The following is a 24,459-nucleotide window of genomic DNA, read 5'->3' as shown; positions in this document are numbered from 1 at the left end:
AGGCTGCCGAAGCAGCCTCTTCAAAAGATCACGCCGTGCGGTTCTGCCGGTTGGCGATGAGGTCTTCGACCACCGCCGGATCGGCGAGCGTCGATGTATCCCCCAGCGCACCAAAGTCGTCCTCGGCGATCTTGCGCAGGATACGCCGCATGATCTTGCCGGAACGGGTCTTGGGCAGGCCCGGCGCGAACTGGATCTTGTCAGGTGTCGCAACCGGCCCGATCTCGTTGCGCACGTGTTTCACCAGCTCCTCGCGCAGCGCATAGTCGCCATTCTGGCCCGCCATCAACGTGACATAACAATAAATGCCCTGTCCCTTGATGGGATGCGGATAACCGACCACGGCCGCTTCCGAAACCTGATGGTGCGACACCAGCGCCGATTCCACTTCGGCCGTGCCAAGGCGATGACCGGAAACGTTCAGCACGTCATCGACGCGGCCGGTGATCCAGTAATAACCGTCCTCATCACGACGGCAGCCGTCACCGGTGAAGTATTTGCCCTTGTAGGTCGAGAAATACGTATCGATGAAGCGCTGATGATCGCCATAGACGGAGCGCGATTGGCCCGGCCAGCTGTCGATGATGCAGAGATTGCCGTCAGCCGGCCCTTCCAGCACATTGCCTTCGGCATCGACAAGTTGCGGCTGCACGCCGAAGAACGGCCTCGTCGCCGAGCCAGGTTTCAGATCGGTCGCACCCGGCAGCGGCGAGATGAGAATGCCGCCGGTCTCCGTCTGCCACCAGGTGTCGACGATCGGGCTCTTGTCTTCGCCGACCACATGGTAATACCACTCCCATGCTTCCGGGTTGATCGGCTCACCCACCGTGCCGAGAAGACGGATGCTGGAGCGCGACGAGCGCTGAACGAACTGGTCGCCCGCCCCCATCAGCGATCTGAGCGCCGTCGGCGCCGTGTAGAAGATATTGACCTTGTGCTTGTCGATGACTTCCCAGAAGCGACCCTGATCCGGGAAGTTGGGCACGCCCTCGAACATCAGCGTCGTTGCACAGTTCGCAAGCGGCCCATAGACTATGTAGGAATGGCCGGTGACCCAGCCGACATCGGCGGTACACCAGTAGACCTCTCCATCCTTGTAGTCGAAGACATATTCGTGCGTCATCGACGTATAGACGAGATAACCGCCAGTCGTGTGCAGCACGCCCTTCGGCTTGCCGGTGGAGCCCGACGTATAAAGGATGAACAGCGGATCTTCCGCGCGCATCTTCACGGGCGGGCAATCCGGTTTCACGGTGGCGATTTCCTGATGGTACCAGATGTCGCGGCCCGGCGCCCAGCCGGTCTTGCCGCCGGTGCGGCGCACCACCAGAACCTTGTTGACGATGACATATTGCTTGGCGGCGATATCGATCGCCTTGTCGGTATTTTCCTTGAGCGGGATAGGCTTGCCGCCGCGCACGCCCTCATCGCAGGTGATGACGAAGGTGGACTGGCAGTCAACGATGCGGCCCGCCAGCGCTTCGGGCGAAAAGCCGCCAAAGACGACCGAATGGATGGCGCCGATGCGGGCGCAGGCGAGCATCGCATAAGCCGCTTCGGGTATCATCGGCATATAGATGGTGACGCGGTCACCCTTCTTGACGCCGTGCTTCTTCAGCACATTCGCAAGACGGCAGACATAATCATAGAGCTGGTTGTAGGTGATCTTCTTGTCGATATAGGGATTGTCGCCTTCCCAGATGATCGCCGTGCGCTCGCCATGCGTCTTCAGGTGACGGTCGATACAGTTGTAGGAGACGTTGGTGAGGCCGTCCTCGAACCACTTGATCGGCACCCTACCCTTGAAGGACGTATTCTTGACCTTGGTATAGGGCTTGAACCAGTCGATCCGCCGGCCGTGCTTGTCCCAGAACTTTTCCGGATCCTCGACGCTCTCCTGATACCATTTCTGGTAACGCTCATTGTCGATGAGCGTGCGGGCCTTCGCCGATTTGAGCACCGGGTAGATTTTGGCAGACATGAACTCCTCCTGGAACCAGATATGGCTAGATATGCGTGACCTTGAGACTCCCACCTCAGGCATGTGTTGAATTCATAGCAGTTCAAATGCGCACGGCAATTAGACAAAGGTCATTTGTTTCGCAAAGAATTGCAATTATGATGCAATCCGGTTATAGAGCGCCAATATCCCGGAAATCAGTGGTTGATACCACGCCCGCGACACCGGCGCGGACGGACAGAAGGACTGTATCTATGGCTCAACAATTGCTCATGCCAAAAGCTACGGCTGTATGGCTGGTTGACAACACCGCGCTGTCGTTCGATCAGATCGCCACGTTCTGCAAACTGCATCCGCTTGAAGTCAAGGCAATTGCCGACGGTGAAGCCGCGCAGGGCATCAAGGGCCTCGATCCGATCGCAACCGGACAGCTTTCCCGCGACGAAATCGCCCGCGCCGAAGCCAATCCGAACCATAAGCTGAAGCTTTCCGAGCCGAAGGTCCGCGTGCCGGAATCCAAGCGCCGTGGCCCGCGCTACACGCCGGTTTCCAAGCGTCAGGACCGTCCGAACGCCATTCTCTGGCTCGTTCGCAACCACCCGGAACTGAAGGATGCGCAGATTTCGCGTCTCGTCGGCACCACGAAATCGACGATCGAGCAGATTCGCGACCGTACCCACTGGAACTCGGCAAACCTGACGCCGATGGATCCGGTAACGCTCGGCCTCTGCAGCCAGATCGACCTCGACCTTGAAGTCGAACGCGCCTCGCGCGGCCGCCCGCTGCCGACAGCCGAAGAGCTGGACAACACGCTGCAGCCGGCAACCGTGACGGAAGGTCTGGATTACAACCTCCAGCGCGAAGAAGACGAACAGATCGACGCCGATGCGGTCTTCAAGAAGCTCTCCTCGCTGAAATCCACGCAGAAGGACGAAGACGAAGACGATCAGTACTGATCGACGTTTTCGAATGCTTGAAACCCGGCCTCAGCGCCGGGTTTTTTGTTTATGGCCTTATCGCGTACCGAAGATGGCCGAACCCACACGCACACTGGTCGCGCCGAATTCGACGGCGGTTTCGAAATCGCCCGACATGCCCATGGAAAGCTTCTCAAGGCCGCACTCCCTGGCAAGCTTCGCCAGCAGCGCAAAATGCGGGCCGGGATTTTCATCGGCCGGCGGAATGCACATCAATCCCTCGATCTGCAATTTCAGCTCATCCCGGCAAAAGGCCACGAAAGCAACGGTCTCACGCGGATCGATGCCCGCCTTTTGCGGCTCAAGCCCCGTATTGACCTGAACATAAAACCGAAGGCTGCGGCCCTGCTTGCCGCATTCCTCGGCAAGCGCGCGGGCGATCTTTTCGCGGTCGACGCTCTCGACGACATCAAACAGCGCCACGGCATCCGCCGCCTTGTTGGATTGCAACGGGCCGATCAGACGCAACTCTATGCCGTCAGTCTTCTCTTTCAGCGCCGGCCACTTGCCCTGCGCTTCCTGCACACGGTTTTCGCCGAACACACGCTGGCCAGCATCGATGACCGGCTGGGTCGCCTCCGCATCGAAGGTCTTCGAGACCGCGACGAGGGCAACATCCGCAGGCTTGCGGCCGGATTTTTCCGCGACATCACCAATGCGCTGCCTGACATCCTCAAGACGTGCTTCGATTTCCATCACAAGACCTTCATTTGAACCATTCGCAACGCTAACTAGACGCCGATTGCCTTGATGCCAAGCGGGTTTAGCACCATTTGAGGCAAGCTGGTCAAGATTGAACGCCCGAATGCCCCGCCAAACTTGACGCCCCGGTCGTTTCATGGTGAAGGTCAGCGCAAATTTTTCCCCTCGATACCCGGAATTCTAAACAATGGCCATCGAACGTTACAATCCTCGCGACGCCGAGCCGCGCTGGCAGCAGAAATGGAACGAAGACAAGGTTTTCGTCACCGACAACAGCGATCCGCGTGAGAAGTATTACGTTCTAGAGATGTTTCCTTATCCATCGGGACGCATCCATATGGGCCATGTCCGCAACTACGCCATGGGCGACGTCGTCGCCCGCTACAAGCGTGCCCGTGGTTTCAACGTCCTGCATCCGATGGGCTGGGACGCCTTCGGCATGCCTGCCGAAAATGCCGCCATGCAGAACAAGGTTCATCCGAAGGACTGGACCTACCAGAACATCGCCACCATGCGCGGCCAGCTGAAATCCATGGGCCTGTCGCTGGACTGGACCCGCGAATTCGCCACCTGTGACGTGGAATATTACCATCGCCAGCAGGCGCTGTTCGTCGATTTCATGGAAAAGGGTCTGGTCTATCGCAAGCAGTCCAAGGTCAACTGGGACCCGGTCGACCACACTGTTCTCGCCAATGAGCAGGTGATCGACGGCCGCGGCTGGCGTTCCGGCGCGCTGGTGGAACAGCGCGAACTGACGCAATGGTTCTTCCGCATCACCGATTTCAGCCAGGACCTGCTGGACGAGCTGGATACGCTGGATCAATGGCCGGAAAAAGTGCGCCTGATGCAGAAAAACTGGATCGGCCGCTCTGAAGGCCTGTCGCTGCGCTGGCAAACCGTCACTGACACGGCGCCGGAAGGTTTCTCCGACATCACCGTCTATACGACGCGCCCGGACACGCTGTTCGGCGCATCCTTCCTGGCGATCGCCGCCGACCATCCGCTGGCGCGGGAACTGTCTGCGCAGAATCCTGCGATTGCCGAGTTCTGCGACGAATGCCGCCGCCATGGCACCTCCTTGGCAGCGCTGGAAACGGCGGAAAAGAAGGGTATCGATACCGGCGTCAAGGTCGTGCACCCGCTGGACCCGACATGGGAACTGCCGGTCTATGTCGCCAACTTCGTATTGATGGACTATGGCACCGGCGCGATCTTCGGCTGCCCCTCCGGCGACCAGCGCGATCTGGATTTCGCCCGCAAATACGGCCTGCCGGTCGTCGCCGTCGTCGCACCGGAAGGTCCGGATGCCGCAAGCTTCACCATCGAAGACACCGCCTTCACCGATGATGGCGTGATGATCAATTCCGGCTTCCTGAACGGCATGAATACGACGGACGCTTTTGAGGCGGTCGTGCAGAAGCTCTCTGCTGAGATGCTGGGCAACACGCCGCAGGCCGAGCGCAAGGTCAATTTCCGCCTGCGCGACTGGGGCATTTCCCGCCAGCGTTACTGGGGTTGCCCTATCCCGGTCATCCATTGCGAAGTCTGCGGCGTGGTGCCGGTTCCGAAAAAGGATCTGCCGGTCAAACTGCCCGACGACGTGACTTTCGATGTGCCCGGCAACCCGCTGGACCGGCATCCCACATGGCGCCATGTCTCCTGCCCGCAATGCGGCCATGACGCACGCCGCGAAACGGATACGATGGATACATTCGTCGATTCCAGCTGGTATTACACGCGCTTCACCGCGCCGTGGGAAGACGCACCGACCGACCCGAAGGTCGCCAATCACTGGCTGCCGGTGGATCAATATATCGGCGGTATAGAGCATGCCATCCTGCACCTGCTCTATTCGCGCTTCTTCACCCGTGCGATGCGCGAAACAGGGCATGTGGATGTCAAGGAACCCTTCAAGGGCTTGTTCACCCAGGGCATGGTGGTCCACGAGACTTACAGCCGCGGTGAAGGCACAACGCGTGAATGGGTGCCGCCTGCCGAACTGCGGATCGAGGAAAACGACGGCGCGCGCCGCGCCTTCCTGCTCTCTTCCGGCGAAGAGGTGAAGATCGGCTCCATCGAGAAGATGTCGAAGTCTAAGAAGAACGTGGTCGACCCTGACGATATCATCGCATCCTACGGGGCGGATACCGCGCGCTTCTTCGTTCTCTCCGATTCGCCACCTGATCGCGACGTCATCTGGTCTGAAGCCGGTGTGGAAGGTGCAAACCGATTCGTTCAGCGCGTCTGGCGGATCATTGGCGAAGCAGCCGAACAGTTGAAGGACGTGAAGCCGAAACCGGCAACCGAAGGCGAAGGGCTGGCAGCCTCCAAGGCGGCTCACAAGACGCTGAAGGCTGTTCAGGAAGATCTGGACAAGCTCGCCTTCAACAAGGCCATCGCCCGCATCTACGAACTGGTCAATGCGCTGGCCGGTCCGCTCGCCGATGTTGCTTCTGGCGGAAAGCCTGACGACGTCAAGGCAGCGGCGCGCGACGCCGTCGAAATCCTCATCCGCATCATTGCCCCGATGACACCGCATCTGGCGGAAGAATGCTGGTCGGCGCTGGGCAATACGGGCCTCGTGGCCCAGACACCATGGCCAAGCTTCGTCGCTTCGCTGGTCGAGGAAAACGACGTGGTCATGCCCGTGCAGGTCAATGGCAAGAAGCGTGGCGAATTGACAATCGCGCGCGATGCGGATCAAGATGCGGTTCGAACGGCCGCCCTTGCGCTGGATGCCGTCAAATCGATTCTTGCCGGTGGCGAGCCCAAAAAAGTCATCGTGGTTCCGCAGAGGATTGTGAACATTGTTGTCTGACGTTTTTTCAAGATGGAGCCGCGTCGCGGCAGCGATTTCCGTCGTGACGATGGCTGGTCTTCTGGCAGGCTGCCAGGTGCGCCCGCTTTATGGTGAGGCTTCCGGAACCAAGGAGAGGCTGGCGGCCGTCAGCGTCTCCGAGACCGGTGGCAGGGTCGGGCAGGAAGTCCGCAATCAGCTGATCTTTCTGATGGCCGGCGGCGCGGGCCAACCGGCCACGGCGCAATATAACGTCAAAGTTTTTGTAAGCTCGAGCGCCACGTCAACGGAAGTGCAGAACTATGACCTAACGACCCGGGCGAACAACAATTACGACGGCCCCTATCCCGGCCGTGTCGTGATGAGCGGTCAATATGTGCTGACGCGCGTTTCCGACGGTCAGATTCTGCGCTCTGCACGCCGCAGCGTGACGGCGCAGGTGGACTTGCCGCAGCAGGAATTCGCCAAGATCCGTGCAACTCGCGACGCCGAGAATCGTGCCGCCCGGGAACTGGCTGAAATCATCCGCACCGATATCGCCGCCACACTCGGCCGCTGAGAGCGGCGGCCGTGACGGAGATAAAGTCCCATGAATTCGAGCGCTTCGCCGAAAATCCGGCGGAGCGCTTTCGCATTTTCGTGCTCTACGGCCCGGATCGCGGCCTCGTGTCGGAACGGGCGACCCTCATCGCCAAAAAGACCGGTATCGATCCCGACGACGCTTTCGCATCGCTGAAGCTGACCGCATCCGATCTGCAGGGCGACCCGGGCCGTCTGCTCGACGAAGTGAACGCCATCGGTCTTTTCGGCGGTGAAAAACTTGTCTGGGTCAAAGGTGCCTCAGCCGAAAAGGCGCTGGTGGATGCCCTCCAGATTCTGGCGGAAACGCCGCCGGAAGCGAGCTTCCTGATCATCGAAGCGGGCGATGTCAAAAAAGGTACCGGACTGCGCAAGATCGCGGAGCCTGCGCGCTCCATCGCCGCGATCCCCTGTTATGCCGACGATGCCCGCTCGCTGAATGCACTGATCGATCAGGAACTATCCGCAGACAATCTGCGCATCGCGCCTGCTGCGCGGCAGAGGCTGATAGAATCGCTCGGCGGCGACCGTATCGCTTCGCGCAATGAAATCCGTAAGCTCGCGCTCTATTGCCGTGGCGCGGACGTGATCGAAGAAGACGACGTTCTCTCCATTATCGGCGATGCCAGCACGGTCTCCGCCGACGATGCCGTCGACGCCATCCTGAAAGGCGACAGAAACGCCTTTTTCCATGCGACACAGAAGATCGTCTCTTCGAAGACGCCGATCTTCCTTGTGCTCCAAGGATGCCTCAAGCAATTCCAGCTGCTCGACCAGATGCGGGCCGAAATGGATGAGAAAAAACTGCAGGCCGGCCAGGTCATGCAGACGCTTGGACGCCACATCCACTTCCGCAGAAAACCCGTCATCGAAAGAGCGCTGCGAACGTGGCAGCCAGCGGCGATTGCCCGCGAGATGAACCGTCTGCAGGCCGCCATCCTGCAAAGCCGCCAGCGGCAAAGTCTGGAGGAAAGCGTGGCCCTTCTGACATTGCTCTCCACCACGCTCCAATCCGGCCGCGGCGGATAAACAAAAAGCCCTCGTGCTGGGTGCAACGAGGGCTTTTCAAATATTTGTACAGGACCTTCGTAAATCCGAGGTCAGTCGCCCTTGCCGGGCTCGGCAGAGAAATAAAGCTCCAGCTTGCCTTCAACGCCGTCCATTTCCTTGGCTTCCGCCATCGGGTCACGCTTGATTGTGATGTTCGGCCAGATTGCCGCATATTCGGCATTGAGCTTCAGCCACTTGTCGAGACCCGGCTCCGTATCGGGCTTGATAGCCTCGGCGGGACATTCCGGCTCGCACACACCACAATCGATGCATTCATCGGGATTGATCGCGAGGAAATTTTCACCCTCGTAAAAGCAGTCGACGGGGCAGACCTCAACGCAATCGGTATATTTGCAGCGGATGCAATTGTCGGTCACGACATATGTCATGATGAACTCCAGAATATGCAGGCCGGGTCTTTGGGCTTCGGAACACAAGCCGTCGCCCGGAATTCAGACAGGGCAATTTCGCAAGTGACGTAATGCCTTTGACTACAGATAGCAAGGATAAACAATTCTGAAAAACGGGTGCGACTTGGAGGTTTATTCTAATCTTTGCTTCCGTCGCTATCAGACAGAAACCTGTCGAGCGCCCTGCGCTCTTTTTTAGTCGGACGCCCGCTGCCCGGCTGGCGCAACGCCTGCTCGAGAGGCGTCAGCCTGTCGGAAGGTTCCCGTGGCGGTGTCTGGTCGTCATAGAGAAGTCTGGCTTCCTCATAGGGCCCACGCCGTGTTCCGCCGGACTTGACGACAAGCACCTTGTCCATGCGCTCGAAACCGATATCGAGCCTGTCACCCGCCTTCACCGCATGGCTGGGTTGGCGGATGGTAACCCCGTTGACCTTGACGTGGCCCGACTGAATGTAGCCTTGGGCAAGCGAACGGGACTTGGCCATACGGGCAAAGAACAGCCACTTGTCCAGACGCTGACGCGTGCCTTCCAGTGGCTGTTCGCTGCTTCCCATAGGCTTACTTCTTCAGCTGCTCCTTGAGAGCAGCGAGCTTTGCGAAAGGTGAATCCGGATCGAGCGGCTTCTCCTTGCGCGGCGGCTTGGCTTCGAAGCGCTGCTGCCCCTGCGGCTTTCCGCCACGGTCATTGCGTTCCGGCCGGTCCTTGCGCTCCCCGCGATCATGACGATCATTGTTGCGGTTGTTGCCACGGTCGGGACGTCCGCCATCACGCTTGCGCTCGCCGTCGCCACTGCGATTTGCAGCTTCGCGGTTTGCACCGTCACGATTGTCGCGACGGCCTTCACCGCGACGCTCGCCCTGTTCGCGGGCTCCCTCACCACGGCCTTGACCGCGATTGCCGGGACGGCGGCTTTCGCCACGCTGATTTTCGTTGCGACCACCCGGACGCCACAGAAGGACAGGCTTGGGCTCGGTGGCCTCGGCGCTTTCCGGTGCAGCCTCGGCTGCAGCAGCCTCTTCGCTGGCAACTTCCGCAACCGGCGCCTCGGCAGCTTCGCCTTCCGCAACAGTCGCCGTTTCGGACACCTGCTCTTCGGAAGCCGGCTCGTGCTCCTCGGTCTCGATGTTTTCCTCTTCTGCCGTCGCCGCTTCTGCAGCAACCGGGGCAGAGGCACCGGCGTGGCTGGCGAGGAAGGCCTGCGCCTCTTCCGCCGTCACCTGGTCGGCTCGGTAACCAAGGCCCTTCAGAATTTCTTCCATGTCGTCGAGCGTCGCGCCGAGAATGGAAAGCATGGCCGTCGTGGTCGTGAAACGGCGACCGTCATAGGCGCCTTCCGGACGCGGCTGCTGGCCGGGCTTCCACTGCAGGAGCGGACGGATGAGATCAGCCAGACGCTCGAGAATGTCGATACGCACGGCGCGCTTTCCGAGGAAACGGAAACCGGCGAGCTTATAGAACATGCGCTCGAAGCTGGCATCGGTGACGACCGATGTACGGCCGGCGGCAAGCACCGGAATGAGATCGCCGTAACCCGGCTTGCCGAGGCCATCATTCTTCAAAGCCCAGAGCAGCGTGACGAGCTCCGCCGGAGCGGGCTTGAGCAGCGCGGGCAGGAAAACATGGTAGGCGCCGAAACGCACGCCGTAACGGCGCATGGAGGCGCGCGCGTCCTGATCCAGCGACTTCACGTCTTCGGCAACGTCGCGGCGGAACAGCACGCCAAGATTTTCGACCAGCTGGAACGCCAGCCCCTTCGCCAGACCCTGAAGGTCTTCGGCGCGGGAAATATCGTCCAGCGGCTTCAGCACGGTCGCAATCTGATGATTGACGAAACGCTCGACGCGCGCCAGCGCGTGATCACGGGCATTGCCGCTCAACTGCTCGTCGGCAAGCAGGATCACCCGCGGCTTCATGATGTTGTCGCCGGCCGAAAGGCGGGCTACCGGCTCGCCCAACCAGCGAACCAGACCATCGGAGCTCAAAGCGAGATCGCCGTTTCCACTGGCGTGCAGACGCGCAGCACGCGCCTCGTATTCGAGCGCGAGCGCCTTCTGCGCCGCAGCCTGCACGGCCTTCTGATCCGGCCCTTCCATTCCCGGCACCGGCGTGAACCGGAACCCGGCCAACTGGCCGACGTGATGTCCTTCTACAAAGACATCACCATTTACACTGATTTCAGCTTCAAGCATCGCATTCTCTCTCAGGCGCCTCATGAGCACAGATGTCCTGCGATCAACAAAGCGTTTCGTCAACCTTTCATGTAGCGCATCGGACAATCGATCCTCGATTTCCCGAGTCTTTTCTTGCCAGTGTGTCGGATCGGCAAGCCATCCTGGGCGGTTCGATACATAAGTCCATGTTCTGATCTGCGCAATCCTTGCAGACAAGGTATCGATCTCTCCATCCGTCCGGTCGGCGCGGCGCACCTGCTCGGCCATGAAATCCTCGTTCACCGCCCCCCGTTTGACGAGGTCGAAATAGAGCGTGGAGATCAGGTCGGCATGCTGTGCGGGGGCGATGCGGCGATAATCGGGCAGCGCGCAGGCCTCCCAGAGCTTTTCCACCCGCGAATCGGTGGTCGTCACATCAATGATCTCAGGATAACGCGACAGATATTCCAGCGCCTGCTGGTCAATTGCCGGCAGCGCGCGCGAAAGTCCCTGGATCGCCGGTGCGGCGTCGAGGCTCAGGCGCAGATTGGCGATGGAGGAAAAATCGAAATTTTTCGTCCGCCATTGCAGCACCTTCACCGCGTCGAACTGATGGGTTTGGATCCGCTCCACCAATTCGTCATCGAACGGATCGACACGCCCCGTCACACCGAATGTGCCGTCGCGAAGGTGGCGACCGGCGCGGCCGGCAATCTGGCCGATCTCGCCGGGATTGAGATTGCGGAACTGATAACCGTCGAATTTGCGGTCCTGTGCGAAGGCGACATGATCGACATCGAGGTTGAGACCCATGCCGATGGCGTCCGTCGCGACGAGATATTCGACATCGCCGGACTGGTAGAGACCCACCTGCGCATTGCGCGTGCGTGGCGAAAGCGCACCCAGCACCACGGCTGCGCCACCGCGCTGGCGGCGCACCAGTTCGGCAATGGCATAGACCTCATCGGCGGAAAAAGCGACGATCGCCGTGCGCTGTGGCAGACGGGTTATCTTCTTCTGACCCGCATAAAAAAGCTGCGACAGGCGCGGACGTTCCACCACGGTAATTCCCGGCAGCAGCTTTTCGAGGATCGGGCGCATCGTGCCCGCGCCGAGCAGCAGCGTTTCCTCCCGCCCGCGCAGATGCAGCACCCGGTCGGTGAAGATATGCCCGCGCTCGAGATCGCCCGCCAGCTGCACCTCATCGATCGCGACGAAGGCGGCACTCGTCTCGCGCGGCATGGCTTCAACCGTGCAGACGGAATATTTGGCTTTGGGAGGCGCTATTTTTTCTTCGCCGGTAATCAGCGCCACATTCGGCGCCCCAACCTTTTCAACGAGGCGGGTATAGACCTCCCGCGCCAGAAGACGCAGCGGTAGGCCGATGACACCGCTGCCATGCGCGACCATCCGCTCGATCGCGTAATGGGTCTTGCCGGTATTGGTGGGGCCGAGAACGGCCGTGACACCGCGGCCGCTCAGGATCATGGGGCGAAAATTCAACGTACTATCCGTGAATCGACTTCATCTGCTTGCCGTGCCGCTCACCATTGCTGATGCGGGCCGCACGCACCACACATGGCAATGCCCGCTGACAAAGGCAATAGGCCTTGCCCGCAAAGTGGCGCAAGGCGACCGATCCACGGAATTTTCCGTGCAGATTCAGCAAGTTGAAGAAACAAAAAGAATCCGGCGAAAATCGAATCGATTCGGCTACGGAACAGTCTGCGAACGAATCGAATACGAATCGCTGACTCCGCATGATTCAGCTTTTGTTCTCCGCAATATCTGGTTGGCGAGCGCGCAGACCATACCAGATTATGAATCCGGATAAGTCCTTGGCCGGATTCATCTTTACGGAAGGGCGTCGGGGCAGAAAATACCGGGATAGGCTGTCAAGCGGCAATCCCGGAAAAGCCGATCCGACGCATATGCGAAGGGCTGGATCAAAGCGCCTCGCCGGCAAGCAGACGCGGCGCATTCGCATCCGTCGTGCCGGCGGCCTGACCGATGAAATAGGATTTCAGACCCGGCAAACGATCCACTACGCCGAGACCGAAATCACGCATGACACGGATAGGACCAATATCATTGGAGAAAAGCCGGTTCAGCACATCGGTCGTCACGCCCATCCGCAACGTATCGAAACGCCGCCAGGACTGGTAACGCTCCAGAACATTGAGAGAGCCGATATCGAGGCCCAGACGGTCGGCCTCGACCACCGTTTCCGCGAGCGCCGCCACATCCTTGAAGCCAAGATTGAGGCCCTGCCCGGAAATCGGGTGAATGCCGTGCGCCGCGTCACCCGCAAGCGCAAACCGTGGCGCGACGAAGGAGCGCGCCAGCGTCAGCCCCAGCGGGAAGGCGCGGCGGGGACCGACGGGACGCAGAGGACCAAGCTTGTGACCGAACCGGCGCTCCAGCTCTTCTTCAAACACCAGATCATCGGAAGCCACCAGCCTGTCGGCATCGGCCGTGCGTTCGGTCCAGACGAGCGAAGACCGGTTTCCCTTCAAGGGCAGGATAGCAAAGGGGCCCGATGGCAGGAAATGCTCCTCGGCACAGCCCTCATGCGGCCGCTCATGCTCAACGGTCGTCACGATACCGGACTGATCATAAGCCCAGTGCACGGTCTTGATGCCAGCCATGTCCCTGAGTGCCGAGCGAACCCCGTCACAGGCAATCAGCAATCGCGATTCGAGCATTGACCCGTCGGAAAGGCTGATGGCCGTCGACTGCGGCCCCGCGGCGAAATCGGAAACACTGAGACCGTGGCGGATTTCTATGCCAAGGCGTTCGCACAGGCCCCGCAACGCCCCCACCAGAGCGACGTTCGGAACCATATGGGCAAACGGCCTGCCCTCTTCTACGGCACCGTCGAACGTCAGGAACACGGGACGCACCGGATCGGCGGTCTTCGAATCGGTGACGATCATCTTGTGGATCGGCTGGGCTTCCGGCTCAATCTCGCTCCAGATGCCGAAAACATCGAGCATCCGGGTGGCCGCCGCGATGATGGCGGACGCACGGACGTCCTTTACCCAGACATCCTCGGGAGCGGCCTCGACCACCTGCACATTCAGATGCCGGGCCGCCTGCTTGATTGCAACAGCAACGGAAAGACCGACATATCCGCCGCCTGCCACCACTACGTCCAGCATCACGCTTCTCCTCAAATCTTGTGCACGCATCATCGGCGCACTATAGACCATGTGACGTCTTCCTACAGCCGGAGCAGGCCGAAAAAATGTCGCATCCCTCGCAAACGTCAGACCCGATGGCCAATCTCATCGCCACGCTCGATCTCGAGAAGCTGGAGGAGAACCTGTTCCGGGGCGAAAGCCCGCAAATCGGCTGGCAGCGGGTTTTCGGCGGTCAGGTCATCGCGCAGGCCCTGATTGCCGCCCAAAGAACGGTGGATGACGACCGTCTCGTGCACTCGCTGCATGCCTATTTCATGCGCCCGGGCGATCCGCTGGTGCCCATCGTATACCAGGTAGAGCGCATCCGCGACGGCGCGAGTTTCTGCACCCGCCGTGTCGTCGCCATTCAGCATGGCAAAGCGATTTTTTCCATGTCGGCTTCGTTTCAGATTTTCGAGGATGGTTTCGACCATCAGATCAAGATGCCTGATGTGACGCCGCCCGAAAAGCTGATGAGCGAAGAGCAGATGCAGGCGGCCTTCCTCGCCAAGGCGCCCGCTTCAATTCGCAAATACTGGAGCAACAAGCGGCCGATCGAGATAAGGCCGGTTTCGCTGACCCACTATATCTCAAAAGAAAAGCTGGAACCGCAGCAGGATATCTGGGTCCGCGCCGTCGGCGACGTGCCGGATGATCCGCGTCTGCAGTCGGCCATTCTCGCTTATCTCTCAGATATGACCCTGCTCGACACCTCGCTCTACGCCCATGGAACAACGATCTTCGATCCCTCCATTCAGGTGGCGAGCCTCGATCACGCCATGTGGTTCCACCGCTCCTGCCCTCTGGACGACTGGCTGCTTTACACACAGGATAGCCCCAGTGCTTCCGGCGCTCGTGGTTTGACCCGTGGCAATATTTTCACCAGACAGGGTGAACTGGTCGCTTCCGTGGCGCAGGAGGGTTTGATCCGCAAAAGGGCAAATGATTAAATAATGTGCTTTTTCTGAAAATCGCACATTTAATAGACGCAAATTTTGGCGACAAATGCCCCTTTTTCAGACGCCTTTCATATAAGTTTTATATTTCAATACGTTAGATACACACTCAAAACTGGCACGCCCTTTGAATGTATGTCCTCAGTCGCTGTTACTGATCTGCCAGCGGCAGGAGAGTCGGCTCCGTGCCGAGGACAAAACAAAGGATGGGAAACCAGATGAAAATTGTGATGGCCATTATCAAGCCGTTCAAGCTGGATGAAGTGCGCGAAGCGCTCACCGGCGTCGGCATCCAGGGCCTGACCGTGACCGAGGTAAAGGGTTACGGACGCCAGAAGGGGCATACCGAGATTTATCGCGGCACGGAATATGCGGTGAGCTTCCTTCCCAAGCTGAAGATCGAGATCGCAGTTCCATCCGACGTCGTCGACAAGGCCGTCGAGGCGATCGCGTCTGCGGCAAAGACCGGGCAGATCGGTGACGGCAAGATCTTCGTCTACTCTATCGAACAGGCCGTGCGCATCCGTACCGGCGAAACCAACACAGAAGCGCTTTGAAGCACGGCTGACAGGGGAGTTTTCTAACTATGCAACTCAACAAATTTTCCACGCTCGGCAAGCTGGGCGCCGCAGCGGCGGCCCTGATGGCGCCGGCCATCGCCTTTGCCCAGGATGCCGCGCCGGCAGCAGCCGCAGCGCCCGTTCCTGAAAAAGCCGACACCGCATTCATGTATGTCGCGACGATCCTCGTGCTGTTCATGATCCTTCCGGGTCTGGCGCTGTTTTACGGCGGCCTCGTCCGCACGAAGAACATGCTCTCCGTTCTCATGCAGTGCACCGTCATCACCGCGGTCATGATGCTCATCTGGGTCATCTACGGCTATTCTTTTGCCTTTGGCGGCGGCACCGGCCCCTATTTCGGCGGTTTCGGCAAGCTGTTCCTGTCGGGCGTTTCGCTTGACAGCACCTCGGCAACCTTCTCCCAGGGCGTCGTGATCTACGAATACACCTTCATCGCCTTCCAGATGACCTTTGCGGCCATCACCCCGGCGCTGATCATCGGTGCCTTCGCAGAACGCGTGAAGTTCTCCGCCGTCATTCTCTTCACCATCCTGTGGGCCACCTTCGTTTACTTCCCGATCGCTCACATGGTCTGGGATGCGAACGGCCTGATCTTCGGCATGGGCGCTCTCGACTTCGCCGGCGGCACGGTCGTTCACATCAATGCCGGTGTAGCGGGCCTGATCGGCGCGATCATGGTTGGCAAGCGTACCGGCTTCGGCAAGGACATGATGGCCCCGCACTCCATGACGCTGACGCTGGTTGGCGCAGCCATGCTGTGGTTCGGCTGGTTCGGCTTCAACGCCGGCTCCAACCTCGAAGCATCTGGCGGTGCGGTTCTTGCAACCATGAACACCTTCCTCGCCACTGCAGCAGCCATCGTTTCCTGGTCGCTGGTTGAAAGCTTCACCCGCGGCAAGGCTTCCATGCTGGGCGCAGCTTCGGGCATGATCGCCGGCCTCGTCGCCGTAACGCCTGCGGCCGGTTCCGTCGGACCCATGGGCGCTATCGTTCTCGGCCTCATCGTCTCGCCGATCTGCTACTTCTTCGTCTCGGTTGTGAAGAACAAGTTCGGCTACGACGACACAGCTGACGTCTTCGGTGTCCACGGCATCGGCGGCATCATCGGCGCCCTCGGCACCGGCATCTTCACGTCTCCGCTGCTTGGCGGCACGGGCAAGGCCGATTTCTCCATCGCCTCGCAGGTCTGGACGCAGTTCGTCGCCGTCGCCATCACCATCGTCTGGTGCGCCATCGTCTCGGCGATCCTCTACAAGATCGTCGACGTGATCGTTGGTCTTAGGGTTCCGGTCGAAGCCGAACGCGAAGGTCTCGACCTCGCGACCCACGGCGAAGCCGCCTACCACTCCTGATATCACGGAAGAGGGGTTCTCCATCCCCTCTCCCAAAAGAAGGCCCGCTTCGGCGGGCCTTTTTCTTTGACGCAAACCCGTGAACGCTCAAAAAACCGCATGGTTAATACGACATTAACCAGCAAGCGGTTAGTTTTCCCTGTCAATCCGGGATTTGGTCACCAGCCGAATCTTGCCGAAACCAAGAAAAGCGACGGGTTCAGGGACATGGGCAGAATGCATTCTCCGACATTCGATGGTCGTCACACACGCTTCGTGCTGACGGCGTTTTTCGTGCGTCAGATCATGGCTCTGGCCGGTTTCGCTATGCTGGCCACGATCGCGCTGGGCATTGCCGCACTCGCCACATGGAATGTGGCGGATCCGAGCCTCTCCTATGCGACAGGAAACCAGCCTACCAATCTTCTGGGTTACGGTGGTGCGATTTTCGCCGATATCGTGATGCAGTTCCTCGGGCTTTCCGCAATCATCTCGCTTCTCCCGGTCATCGCCTGGGCGATCGCGCTGATCGCCAATCGTAAATTCCACCGCATACCCGTCCGCCTCGTGGCCTGGATCGCTGGCGCCATTGTCTGCGCCGCCTCGCTCGGCTGTTTTCCTGCCCCCGTCACATGGCCGCTTCCGAACGGCATCGGCGGTGTCATCGGTGACATGATCCTGCGTTTTCCCGCCCTTTTTATCGGCGCTTACCCCACCGGCACGATCGCCACGGTACTGGGTGTCATATTCGCGGCACCGGCTGCCTGGCTGATGCTGTTTGCCGCCGGTATTGTGGGCGGCCTGGACGATGAACTGGAGCGGGAAGAAGCCGCTCCGGTCACCACCAGCAAGGCCCGCGCAGCCCGTGAAGTCGAAGAGGATGACGAAGACGACGGCGAAGGCTTCTTCACCAATATGCTCGCCTTCGGCGCGCTTACGCATTATTGGTACATCACCCAGGCGCGCTTGCGCCGCCTGTTCGGCCTGAAGTCGAAGTCCCTGCACGATGAGTTCGAACATCCCTATGACTTCAACGAATATGAATTCGGCACGCTGAACGAACCTTCTCGCCTCAAGACCGCAATCAACCGCCTCGACCAGCGCGCAGAGCCGTCTTTCGAAGAACGCGCCGCATCGCGTCGCCAGATGTCACCTCCATCCATCGCGCTCGGTCATGACGAGGACATGGATAACGAACCGCCCTTCGACGCGGACGAACGCCGGCTGCCGGACGGCATTCTCTCCGACGACGAGGCCGACCAGAAATTCACCGCCAGACAGGTGCCGGGACGCGGACAGCCCAGAATAACAGCACCTTCCGCACGACCGAAGCCCAGCGAGCGCGTGGCAAGGGAGGCGCAGGCCTCCTTCATCGCCGCAGACGGTTTCCAGCTGCCAACCGTCCATCTTCTGGCAGAACCGAAGAATGTCGTTCGCGACAATATGCTGAGCGAGGAAGTGCTGGAACAGAACGCCCGCCTTCTGGAAGGCGTTCTCGAGGATTTCGGGGTCAAGGGCGAAATCATCCATGTCCGCCCCGGCCCGGTCGTCACGCTTTACGAACTGGAACCGGCGCCCGGCATCAAATCCTCGCGCGTCATCGGTCTTGCTGATGACATCGCCCGCTCCATGAGCGCGATTGCCGCCCGTGTCGCCGTCGTTCCCGGTCGCAACGCCATCGGCATAGAACTGCCGAACCAGACGCGCGAAACCGTGTTCCTGCGCGAACTGATCGGCAGCCGCGATTTCGAAAACAGCAAGGCGAAGCTCGCCATGGCGCTCGGCAAGACCATCGGCGGTGAACCCGTCATCGCCGATCTTGCCAAGATGCCTCATCTGCTGGTCGCCGGCACCACCGGCTCGGGCAAGTCGGTTGCCATCAACACCATGATCCTGTCACTGCTCTACCGCATGTCACCGGAGCAGTGCCGCCTGATCATGATCGATCCGAAAATGCTCGAACTGTCGATCTATGACGGCATTCCGCATCTGCTTTCTCCGGTCGTTACCGATCCCAAAAAGGCCGTGGTGGCTTTGAAGTGGACGGTGCGCGAGATGGAAGAGCGCTACAAGAAAATGTCGAAGATCGGCGTGCGCAACATTGACGGCTTCAACAGCCGCGTGCAGCAGGCGCTCGACAAGGGTGAAATCCTCACCCGCACGGTCCAGACAGGCTTCGACCGCCAGACTGGTGAGGCGATCTACGAAACGGAAGAATTCGACCTGAAGCCACTACCTTATATCGTCGTCATCATCGACGAGATGGCAGACCTGATGATGGTTGCCGGCAAGGACATCGAAGGCGCGGTGCAGCGCCTGGCGCAGATGGCGCGTGCCGCCGGCATCCACGTAATCATGGCCACCCAGCGTCCGTCCGTCGATGTCATCACCGGCACGATCAAGGCAAACTTCCCAACCCGCATCTCCTTCCAGGTGACCTCGAAGATCGACAGCCGTACCATCCTTGGCGAACAGGGCGCCGAACAGCTGCTCGGCATGGGTGACATGCTCTATATGGCGGGCGGCGGGCGCATCCAGCGCGTACACGGCCCCTTCGTTTCCGACAATGAAGTCGAAGAAATCGTCGCCTATCTGAAGACACAAGGGTCGCCGGAATATCTGGAAGCGATTACCGAGGAAGACGACGAGGAAGGCAATGCCGGCGGCCCGGCCGGCGCAGGCAACTTCTCCGATTCCGAAGACCCCTACGATCAGGCCGTGGCCGTCGTGCTTCGCGATGGCAAAGCCTCCACCTCCTATGTGCAACGGCGTCTCGGCATCGGTTACAACCGCGCCGCCTCGCTGATCGAACGCATGGAGCAGGAAGGCATCATCGGTCCCGCCAATCACGCCGGAAAACGCGAAATCCTCGTGCCAACGGAAGCAGACATCATCGAGCGGTAACGTCCGCAACCAAGCGGGGCGGAGAAGCGTTATTCCACGCTTTCAACGTCATGAAGCCGCCGCCTTTTATGCGGACAATCGCTGCGATGAAGGAGAATAGAATGAACGACCTCACCACCGGCGAAACGGCCAACGCAAACGCAACGCAAAACGGCGTGACGCGACGTGGCGTGCTGACGGCATTTTCCATGGCCGCGGTGATCGCCGGCCTGTCGCCGCTTGACGCCTTTGCCCAGGCGGCCGGCAATAGCGCGACCGCACAGAAAATCGCCAATCACTTCTCGTCGGTCAAAACCATGATGGGGGAATTCGTCCAGTTCGGCCCGCGTGGTGAGCAGACCGGCGGCAAGTTTTACATCGAACGGCCCGGCAAGCTTCGTTTCAATTATGAGGACCCTTCGCCCATGCGCGTCATTGCCGACGGCAGGAACGTCGTCATCGGCAATATGAAGCTGAAGACATGGGATCTTTATCCGCTCTCCAAGACGCCGCTCAGCCTGCTTCTGTCCGACAAGATCGATCTCGGCAACCAGAAGGTCCGGAACGTGAAGGAAGAATCGGACCTGACCACAATCGTGTTGGGCGACAAGAGCGTCTTCGGCGATTCCACCATTACCCTGATGTTCGATCCGAAGACCTTCGACCTGAGGCAATGGACGACGACCGACGCCCAGAACAAGGACACGACGGTCATGATCTTCAACGTCCAGACCGGCGTAAACCTTGATGAACGCGTCTTCAGCATCAATTATGAGGAAGTCCGTAAAGGCGGCTGAGGCATCAGGCCCACGGAAACTTTTCGAAAGGCGGCCCAGCGGTCGCCTTTTTCATTTTAGCGCTAAAATAAATTCCCGTTTTCATCGCGATGTTATAAGCCTGCGCCCCGGAAACATGTCACGGGCCATGCGGTTCGCGGCAATAAAAGCGGAGCACATGCATGTCGTTTTCGATAACCACCTGGAACATCAACTCGGTCAGGCTCAGAATGCCGATCGTTGAGCAGTTTCTGGTGCGTTACAAGCCCGACATTCTCTGCCTGCAGGAAACGAAATGCCCGAATGGCGAGTTTCCGATGAAACCGCTGAAGGCGCTGGGTTATGAGCACGTCATCATCCATGGCCAGAAGGGCTATCACGGCGTCGCCATCGCCTCGAAGATTCCGCTGACCGAAGATCATCGACAGGACTATTGCGGAATCGGTGACGCGCGGCACATTTCCGCGATTTTCCAGGTTGGATCGCGCCGTGTGCGGCTGCATAATTTTTATGTGCCGGCGGGCGGTGACGAGCCGGATCGCTCAATCAATCCGAAATTCGGCCACAAGCTCGATTTCATCGAGGAAATGAAGGCGCTGCGTGCCGATGGCGTGCCCGGCACCTCGTCCATTCTCGTCGGCGATCTCAACATCGCACCGCTCGAAAATGACGTCTGGTCCCACAAGCAGCTTCTGAAGATCATCAGCCACACGCCTGTCGAAACCGAGGGGATGCTTGACATCATGAAGCAGGGCAACTGGCTTGATCTGATGCGTCTGAACGTGCCTGAGACTGAAAAGATCTACACCTGGTGGAGCTACCGCGCCAAGGATTGGGAGGCGGCTGATCGCGGCCGCCGTCTTGACCATATCTGGTCTTCGCAGGATCTCGGCCCCTCGCTTGAAAAAATCGACATATTGCGCGAGGCCCGTGGCTGGAACCGGCCATCGGACCACGTTCCGGTCACCGCCCAGTTCCGGTTTTGAGCCGGCGCGTTTGACTTGGCGTCAGACGAAGCGGTTCTGCAACCTGGCCGCACCCGCCGCCAAAGACGCGATATTGTCGCGAATACGCGCCGATACGATATCGGCCACTTCCGGAAACTCCTCCACCAGCCGGTGAAAGAGGATGCGCGTTATGCGGATGACTTCGGAGTCCTCAGCCGCGACGGCAGTGAACTTTCTTTCGCAAAGCGTGAAAAGCGCCAGCTCCGAAAGCAGCGCCCCTTTGCCGGGCGTCGCCTGCAGTACGGGCTTGCCATCCCTCCCGGCCGTGAAAAGCTCGAAATGGCCCGATGTCACCGCAAAGGCGCATTCGGCCGGTGAGTGCTCCCGGAACAATGTCTGCCCGGCAGATACACGGCGGCGTTCCGCACCGAAGGCGATGAGCCGCAGCTGGTCATCGCTGAACCCTGCAAACAACGGCACTTGCCCCAGCAGCATGATATCGTCCGTCAAGGCCATGTCGATCGTTACTCCGGAAAACGCCTGCATCACTATAGCGGTTTTCCAATATCGGTCCTCAAAATACAAGGTGTTAGAACGCCGCGCGCCTTTTCGGACGCGCGGCGTGAGCTTCAACGACGACATATGAAAGGCGCAACAAGGTCCCTGCTCAGGGAACGATCTTGTATCCGCCGTTCTCGGTGACCAGAATTTCAGCGTTGGACGGGTCGCGTTCAATCTTCTGGCGCAGACGATAGACATGCGTTTCGAGCGTGTGTGTCGTCACCCCGGAATTGTAACCCCAGACCTCCTCCAGCAGGACGTCGCGTGTCACGACGGTGCTGCCGGCGCGGTAGAGATAACGGATGATCGCCGCTTCCTTTTCCGTCAGCCGGATTTTCTTGCCATCCTCCGTCGTCAACAGCTTCTGGCTGGGTTTGAACTGATAGGGGCCGACAGTGAAAACCGCATCTTCACTCTGCTCGTATTGGCGCAGCTGCGCCCGGATACGCGCCAGAAGCACGGCGAAACGGAAAGGTTTCGTCACATAGTCGTTGGCACCAGCTTCCAACCCAAGGATAGTATCGGAATCAGTGTCGTGCCCAGTCAGCATGATGATCGGCGCCTTGAAGCCGCCCTTGCGCAACAGCTTCACCGCCTCACGGCCGTCCATGTCCGGAAGGCCGACATCCATGATCAAAAGATCGACCTGAGCGGTCTTGGCGGTCTGCATCGCCTGTGCGGCGTTTGCGCCGCTCAAAAGCGAGAATTCCTCATAGGGAGACAATTGCTCGGTCAGCGTCTCCCGAAGATCGTCGTCATCGTCCACCAGAAGGATAGTGCGAGCCGTCATTCGGATTCTCAGCCTTTCTTACTTTAGCGCACCAGCCCAAAAATCAGGTTCGATTTTCGAGAAGCACGATGCGTAGTTTAAAAGAGTTAGAGCGTCCCTGGGGCGTCCGAAAAGACGCCTGGCGCTCCAATTATCAGCCAATTCAGCGGTTTGCCGATAAAAGGTCAACCCATTGCCTTGATATAACGAAGTGCTATGACTTCACGTTAAATAACCTGCAAAGCAAAATCTCGTGAAAAACATGAGCATACAGCCCGCAAGACAACGTAAACGCGCATCGACGCTCATGGTTCGGCCAGCCCCTTCGAAAATCAGCCGCGCCATCGTCCAGCTCGGACACCTCACTTTTCCAGCCGCGATCGGTCGTAATGGCCGCACCGCACTGAAACGCGAGGGAGACGGAAAATCCCCCATTTCCACCACGCGCCTCCTGCACGGGTTCTATCGCGGCGACCGCCTTCCCGGCATCGCCACGGCGTTGCCGATGCAGCGAACACGGAAGTCCATGTTATGGTGCGACGAGCCACGCAACGCCAATTATAACAGGCTGGTCAAGGCGCCCTTCGCCCTGAGCCATGAAGAAATGATGCGCAAGGACGGCCTCTACGACGTCTGCCTGGTGCTTGACTGGAACATCACCGCGAGAAGCCGCAACCGCGGCTCGGCTATCTTCATGCATCTGATCCGACCGGGATATGAGCCGACCGCAGGCTGCGTCGCCCTGCACCCCCGAGACATGCGCCGCATTCTACCGTATCTGCGCAAGGACACAAAGATCCGCATCCTGTGACGTTGAGCCTGCAAGCAGCCAACAAAAAACCCGCCATTAAGGCGGGTTTTTTTAGAAGGAAAAAGCCTGATATTAAGCGGCTTCGTCCTGAGAATCGTCCTCTTCAACGGTCTTGCCACGCTTGGGGCCCTTGGCAAGGTTGACTTCCACCAGGCGAACAGCCTCGGTTTCCGACATCTTGTTGACGGCGGCGATTTCGCGCGCCATGCGATCGAGCGCAGCCTCATAAAGCTGACGCTCGGAATAGGACTGCTCCGGCTGGTTTTCCGCACGGTAGAGATCGCGCACAACTTCCGCAATTGCGATGAGATCGCCGGAATTGATCTTCGCATCATATTCCTGCGCGCGGCGCGACCACATGGTACGCTTCACACGCGCCTTGCCCTGCACCACTTTCAGCGCCCGCTCGACAAAATCGCCTTCGGAAAGCTTGCGCATGCCGATGCTGACGGCTTTTGCGACGGGAACTTTAAGACGCATCTTGTCTTTCTCGAAATCGATGACAAAAAGCTCAAGCTTCATGCCGGCAACTTCTTGTTCCTCGATTGCAGAAATGGTACCGACACCATGAGCGGGATACACAATCGCTTCACCGGTCTTGAAACCGTGATGTGCTGGAGATTTCTTCTGCTGGGTCGTCATTCGTTCTAAAAACTCCCTGTTACATACCCGGGGATGCCGGGGTTGGGTCGGTCAGGCCCTGATGAGACGGGGGAACCGTCAGGTGACTCCGCACTGGTCCAGCCGTGCACGCAAAAACACACCTTCCCGTCTTGCGGGGTTCGATAACGTAAACGCTCGATATGTCACGGAAACCGCGTGCAAAAGAGGTGTTGCTTTCGTGGTGTTTTTGGGCACACAAATGCCACGCTGTGGATCAGTGTCGTTGGTGTACCACAAAAATAGGCGCAAATCAATAATTTGCTTCGACCGTGGCCGCAACATCACATGGCGGCCAAAGAACCGCCTAAAAATTAGCCGCAGAAATACTGTCAAAATGCTTCGTGACAGGCCTCATGGCAAAAGGAGCAAAAAA

At 59.2% G+C, this 24,459-nt stretch carries 21 protein-coding genes; 12 read left to right on the top strand and 9 right to left on the bottom strand.

Annotated elements, in window-relative coordinates:
• Window positions 1–28: 28 nt before the first annotated feature.
• Entirely contained in the window at window positions 29–1,981 is a 1,953-nt protein-coding gene (acs, locus tag ASB65_RS21775; RefSeq protein ID WP_004444026.1) for an acetate--CoA ligase, read from the bottom strand.
• A 233-nt stretch (window positions 1,982–2,214) separates the two neighbouring features.
• Between acs and ASB65_RS21770 the strand changes: the two genes are divergently transcribed.
• Window positions 2,215–2,916, top strand: coding sequence for a DUF1013 domain-containing protein (locus ASB65_RS21770; RefSeq protein WP_003505184.1), 702 nt, complete (start codon window positions 2,215–2,217; stop codon window positions 2,914–2,916).
• Window positions 2,917–2,973: 57 nt separating this feature from the next.
• Here the strand turns inward: ASB65_RS21770 and ASB65_RS21765 are convergent, their stop codons facing one another.
• Window positions 2,974–3,633 carry a YggS family pyridoxal phosphate-dependent enzyme gene (locus tag ASB65_RS21765; protein WP_060725346.1) on the bottom strand — a complete coding sequence of 220 codons (660 nt, stop codon included), beginning with the start codon at window positions 3,631–3,633 and terminating at the stop codon, window positions 2,974–2,976.
• 193 nt (window positions 3,634–3,826) lie between these two features.
• Here ASB65_RS21765 and leuS point away from each other — a divergent pair, with 193 nt between their 5' ends.
• From leuS to holA, 3 genes are read left to right on the top strand one after another with little or no spacing between them, the layout of a single operon-like run.
• Window positions 3,827–6,457, top strand: a complete 2,631-nt coding sequence (leuS, locus tag ASB65_RS21760; protein WP_060725345.1) for a leucine--tRNA ligase — start codon at window positions 3,827–3,829, stop codon at window positions 6,455–6,457.
• Window positions 6,450–6,995 (top strand): LPS assembly lipoprotein LptE, encoded by a 546-nt coding sequence (gene lptE, locus ASB65_RS21755; RefSeq protein WP_003505190.1) that lies wholly within the window; start codon window positions 6,450–6,452, stop codon window positions 6,993–6,995. The genes leuS and lptE overlap by 8 nt, the downstream gene beginning before the upstream one ends.
• A gap of 11 nt (window positions 6,996–7,006) precedes the next feature.
• Window positions 7,007–8,044 carry a DNA polymerase III subunit delta gene (gene holA, locus ASB65_RS21750; protein ID WP_060725344.1) on the top strand — a complete coding sequence of 346 codons (1,038 nt, stop codon included), beginning with the start codon at window positions 7,007–7,009 and terminating at the stop codon, window positions 8,042–8,044.
• A 71-nt stretch (window positions 8,045–8,115) separates the two neighbouring features.
• On the opposite strand, the gene fdxA is transcribed toward holA, so the two are convergent.
• From fdxA to ASB65_RS21735, 3 genes are all read right to left on the bottom strand, one after another.
• Complete coding sequence (fdxA, locus tag ASB65_RS21745) at window positions 8,116–8,454, bottom strand: ferredoxin FdxA (RefSeq protein ID WP_003505193.1); 339 nt, start codon at window positions 8,452–8,454, stop codon at window positions 8,116–8,118.
• A 158-nt stretch (window positions 8,455–8,612) separates the two neighbouring features.
• Window positions 8,613–9,029 (bottom strand): RNA-binding S4 domain-containing protein, encoded by a 417-nt coding sequence (locus ASB65_RS21740; RefSeq protein ID WP_060725343.1) that lies wholly within the window; start codon window positions 9,027–9,029, stop codon window positions 8,613–8,615.
• Window positions 9,030–9,033: 4 nt separating this feature from the next.
• Entirely contained in the window at window positions 9,034–12,114 is a 3,081-nt protein-coding gene (locus tag ASB65_RS21735; RefSeq protein WP_060725342.1) for a helicase-related protein, read from the bottom strand.
• Window positions 12,115–12,139: 25 nt separating this feature from the next.
• On the opposite strand from ASB65_RS21735, the gene ASB65_RS21730 reads away from it, so the two are divergent.
• A complete protein-coding gene (locus tag ASB65_RS21730) occupies window positions 12,140–12,460 on the top strand; it encodes a hypothetical protein (RefSeq protein WP_233282979.1) in 321 nt (106 codons plus the stop codon).
• A gap of 112 nt (window positions 12,461–12,572) precedes the next feature.
• Here ASB65_RS21730 and ASB65_RS21725 read toward each other — a convergent pair whose 3' ends face one another.
• Window positions 12,573–13,898, bottom strand: coding sequence for a ubiquinone biosynthesis hydroxylase (locus ASB65_RS21725; protein ID WP_371412724.1), 1,326 nt, complete (start codon window positions 13,896–13,898; stop codon window positions 12,573–12,575).
• Here ASB65_RS21725 and tesB point away from each other — a divergent pair.
• From tesB to ASB65_RS21695, 6 genes are all read left to right on the top strand, one after another.
• Window positions 13,874–14,758, top strand: a complete 885-nt coding sequence (gene tesB, locus ASB65_RS21720; protein WP_060725339.1) for an acyl-CoA thioesterase II — start codon at window positions 13,874–13,876, stop codon at window positions 14,756–14,758. The genes ASB65_RS21725 and tesB overlap by 25 nt on opposite strands.
• A gap of 212 nt (window positions 14,759–14,970) precedes the next feature.
• A complete protein-coding gene (locus ASB65_RS21715; protein WP_004444057.1) occupies window positions 14,971–15,321 on the top strand; it encodes a P-II family nitrogen regulator in 351 nt (116 codons plus the stop codon).
• Window positions 15,322–15,350: 29 nt separating this feature from the next.
• Window positions 15,351–16,697: an ammonium transporter gene (locus tag ASB65_RS21710; protein WP_020810586.1), complete on the top strand. Its 1,347-nt coding sequence runs from the start codon at window positions 15,351–15,353 to the stop codon at window positions 16,695–16,697.
• Between the two features lie 216 nt (window positions 16,698–16,913).
• Window positions 16,914–19,580, top strand: a complete 2,667-nt coding sequence (locus tag ASB65_RS21705) for an FtsK/SpoIIIE family DNA translocase (RefSeq protein ID WP_020810585.1) — start codon at window positions 16,914–16,916, stop codon at window positions 19,578–19,580.
• 50 nt (window positions 19,581–19,630) lie between these two features.
• A complete protein-coding gene (locus tag ASB65_RS21700; protein WP_050816428.1) occupies window positions 19,631–20,356 on the top strand; it encodes an outer membrane lipoprotein carrier protein LolA in 726 nt (241 codons plus the stop codon).
• 161 nt (window positions 20,357–20,517) lie between these two features.
• Window positions 20,518–21,321 (top strand): exodeoxyribonuclease III, encoded by an 804-nt coding sequence (locus ASB65_RS21695; RefSeq protein WP_060725338.1) that lies wholly within the window; start codon window positions 20,518–20,520, stop codon window positions 21,319–21,321.
• Between the two features lie 21 nt (window positions 21,322–21,342).
• On the opposite strand, the gene ASB65_RS21690 is transcribed toward ASB65_RS21695, so the two are convergent.
• Window positions 21,343–21,798 carry a cyclic nucleotide-binding domain-containing protein gene (locus ASB65_RS21690; protein WP_031233965.1) on the bottom strand — a complete coding sequence of 152 codons (456 nt, stop codon included), beginning with the start codon at window positions 21,796–21,798 and terminating at the stop codon, window positions 21,343–21,345.
• A gap of 151 nt (window positions 21,799–21,949) precedes the next feature.
• Entirely contained in the window at window positions 21,950–22,633 is a 684-nt protein-coding gene (locus tag ASB65_RS21685) for a response regulator transcription factor (RefSeq protein WP_003505216.1), read from the bottom strand.
• Window positions 22,634–22,919: 286 nt separating this feature from the next.
• Here ASB65_RS21685 and ASB65_RS21680 point away from each other — a divergent pair, with 286 nt between their 5' ends.
• Window positions 22,920–23,423 carry a L,D-transpeptidase family protein gene (locus ASB65_RS21680; RefSeq protein ID WP_031233964.1) on the top strand — a complete coding sequence of 168 codons (504 nt, stop codon included), beginning with the start codon at window positions 22,920–22,922 and terminating at the stop codon, window positions 23,421–23,423.
• Window positions 23,424–23,495: 72 nt separating this feature from the next.
• Here the strand turns inward: ASB65_RS21680 and ASB65_RS21675 are convergent, their stop codons facing one another.
• Complete coding sequence (locus ASB65_RS21675; RefSeq protein WP_003505223.1) at window positions 23,496–24,065, bottom strand: CarD family transcriptional regulator; 570 nt, start codon at window positions 24,063–24,065, stop codon at window positions 23,496–23,498.
• Between the last annotated feature and the right edge of the window lie 394 nt (window positions 24,066–24,459).

Source organism: Agrobacterium tumefaciens str. B6 (genome assembly GCF_001541315.1).
Lineage (GTDB): Bacteria > Pseudomonadota > Alphaproteobacteria > Rhizobiales > Rhizobiaceae > Agrobacterium > Agrobacterium radiobacter.
Note: the sequence above shows the minus strand (reverse complement) of the source record. Positions and strands in the feature narration are given on the sequence as shown.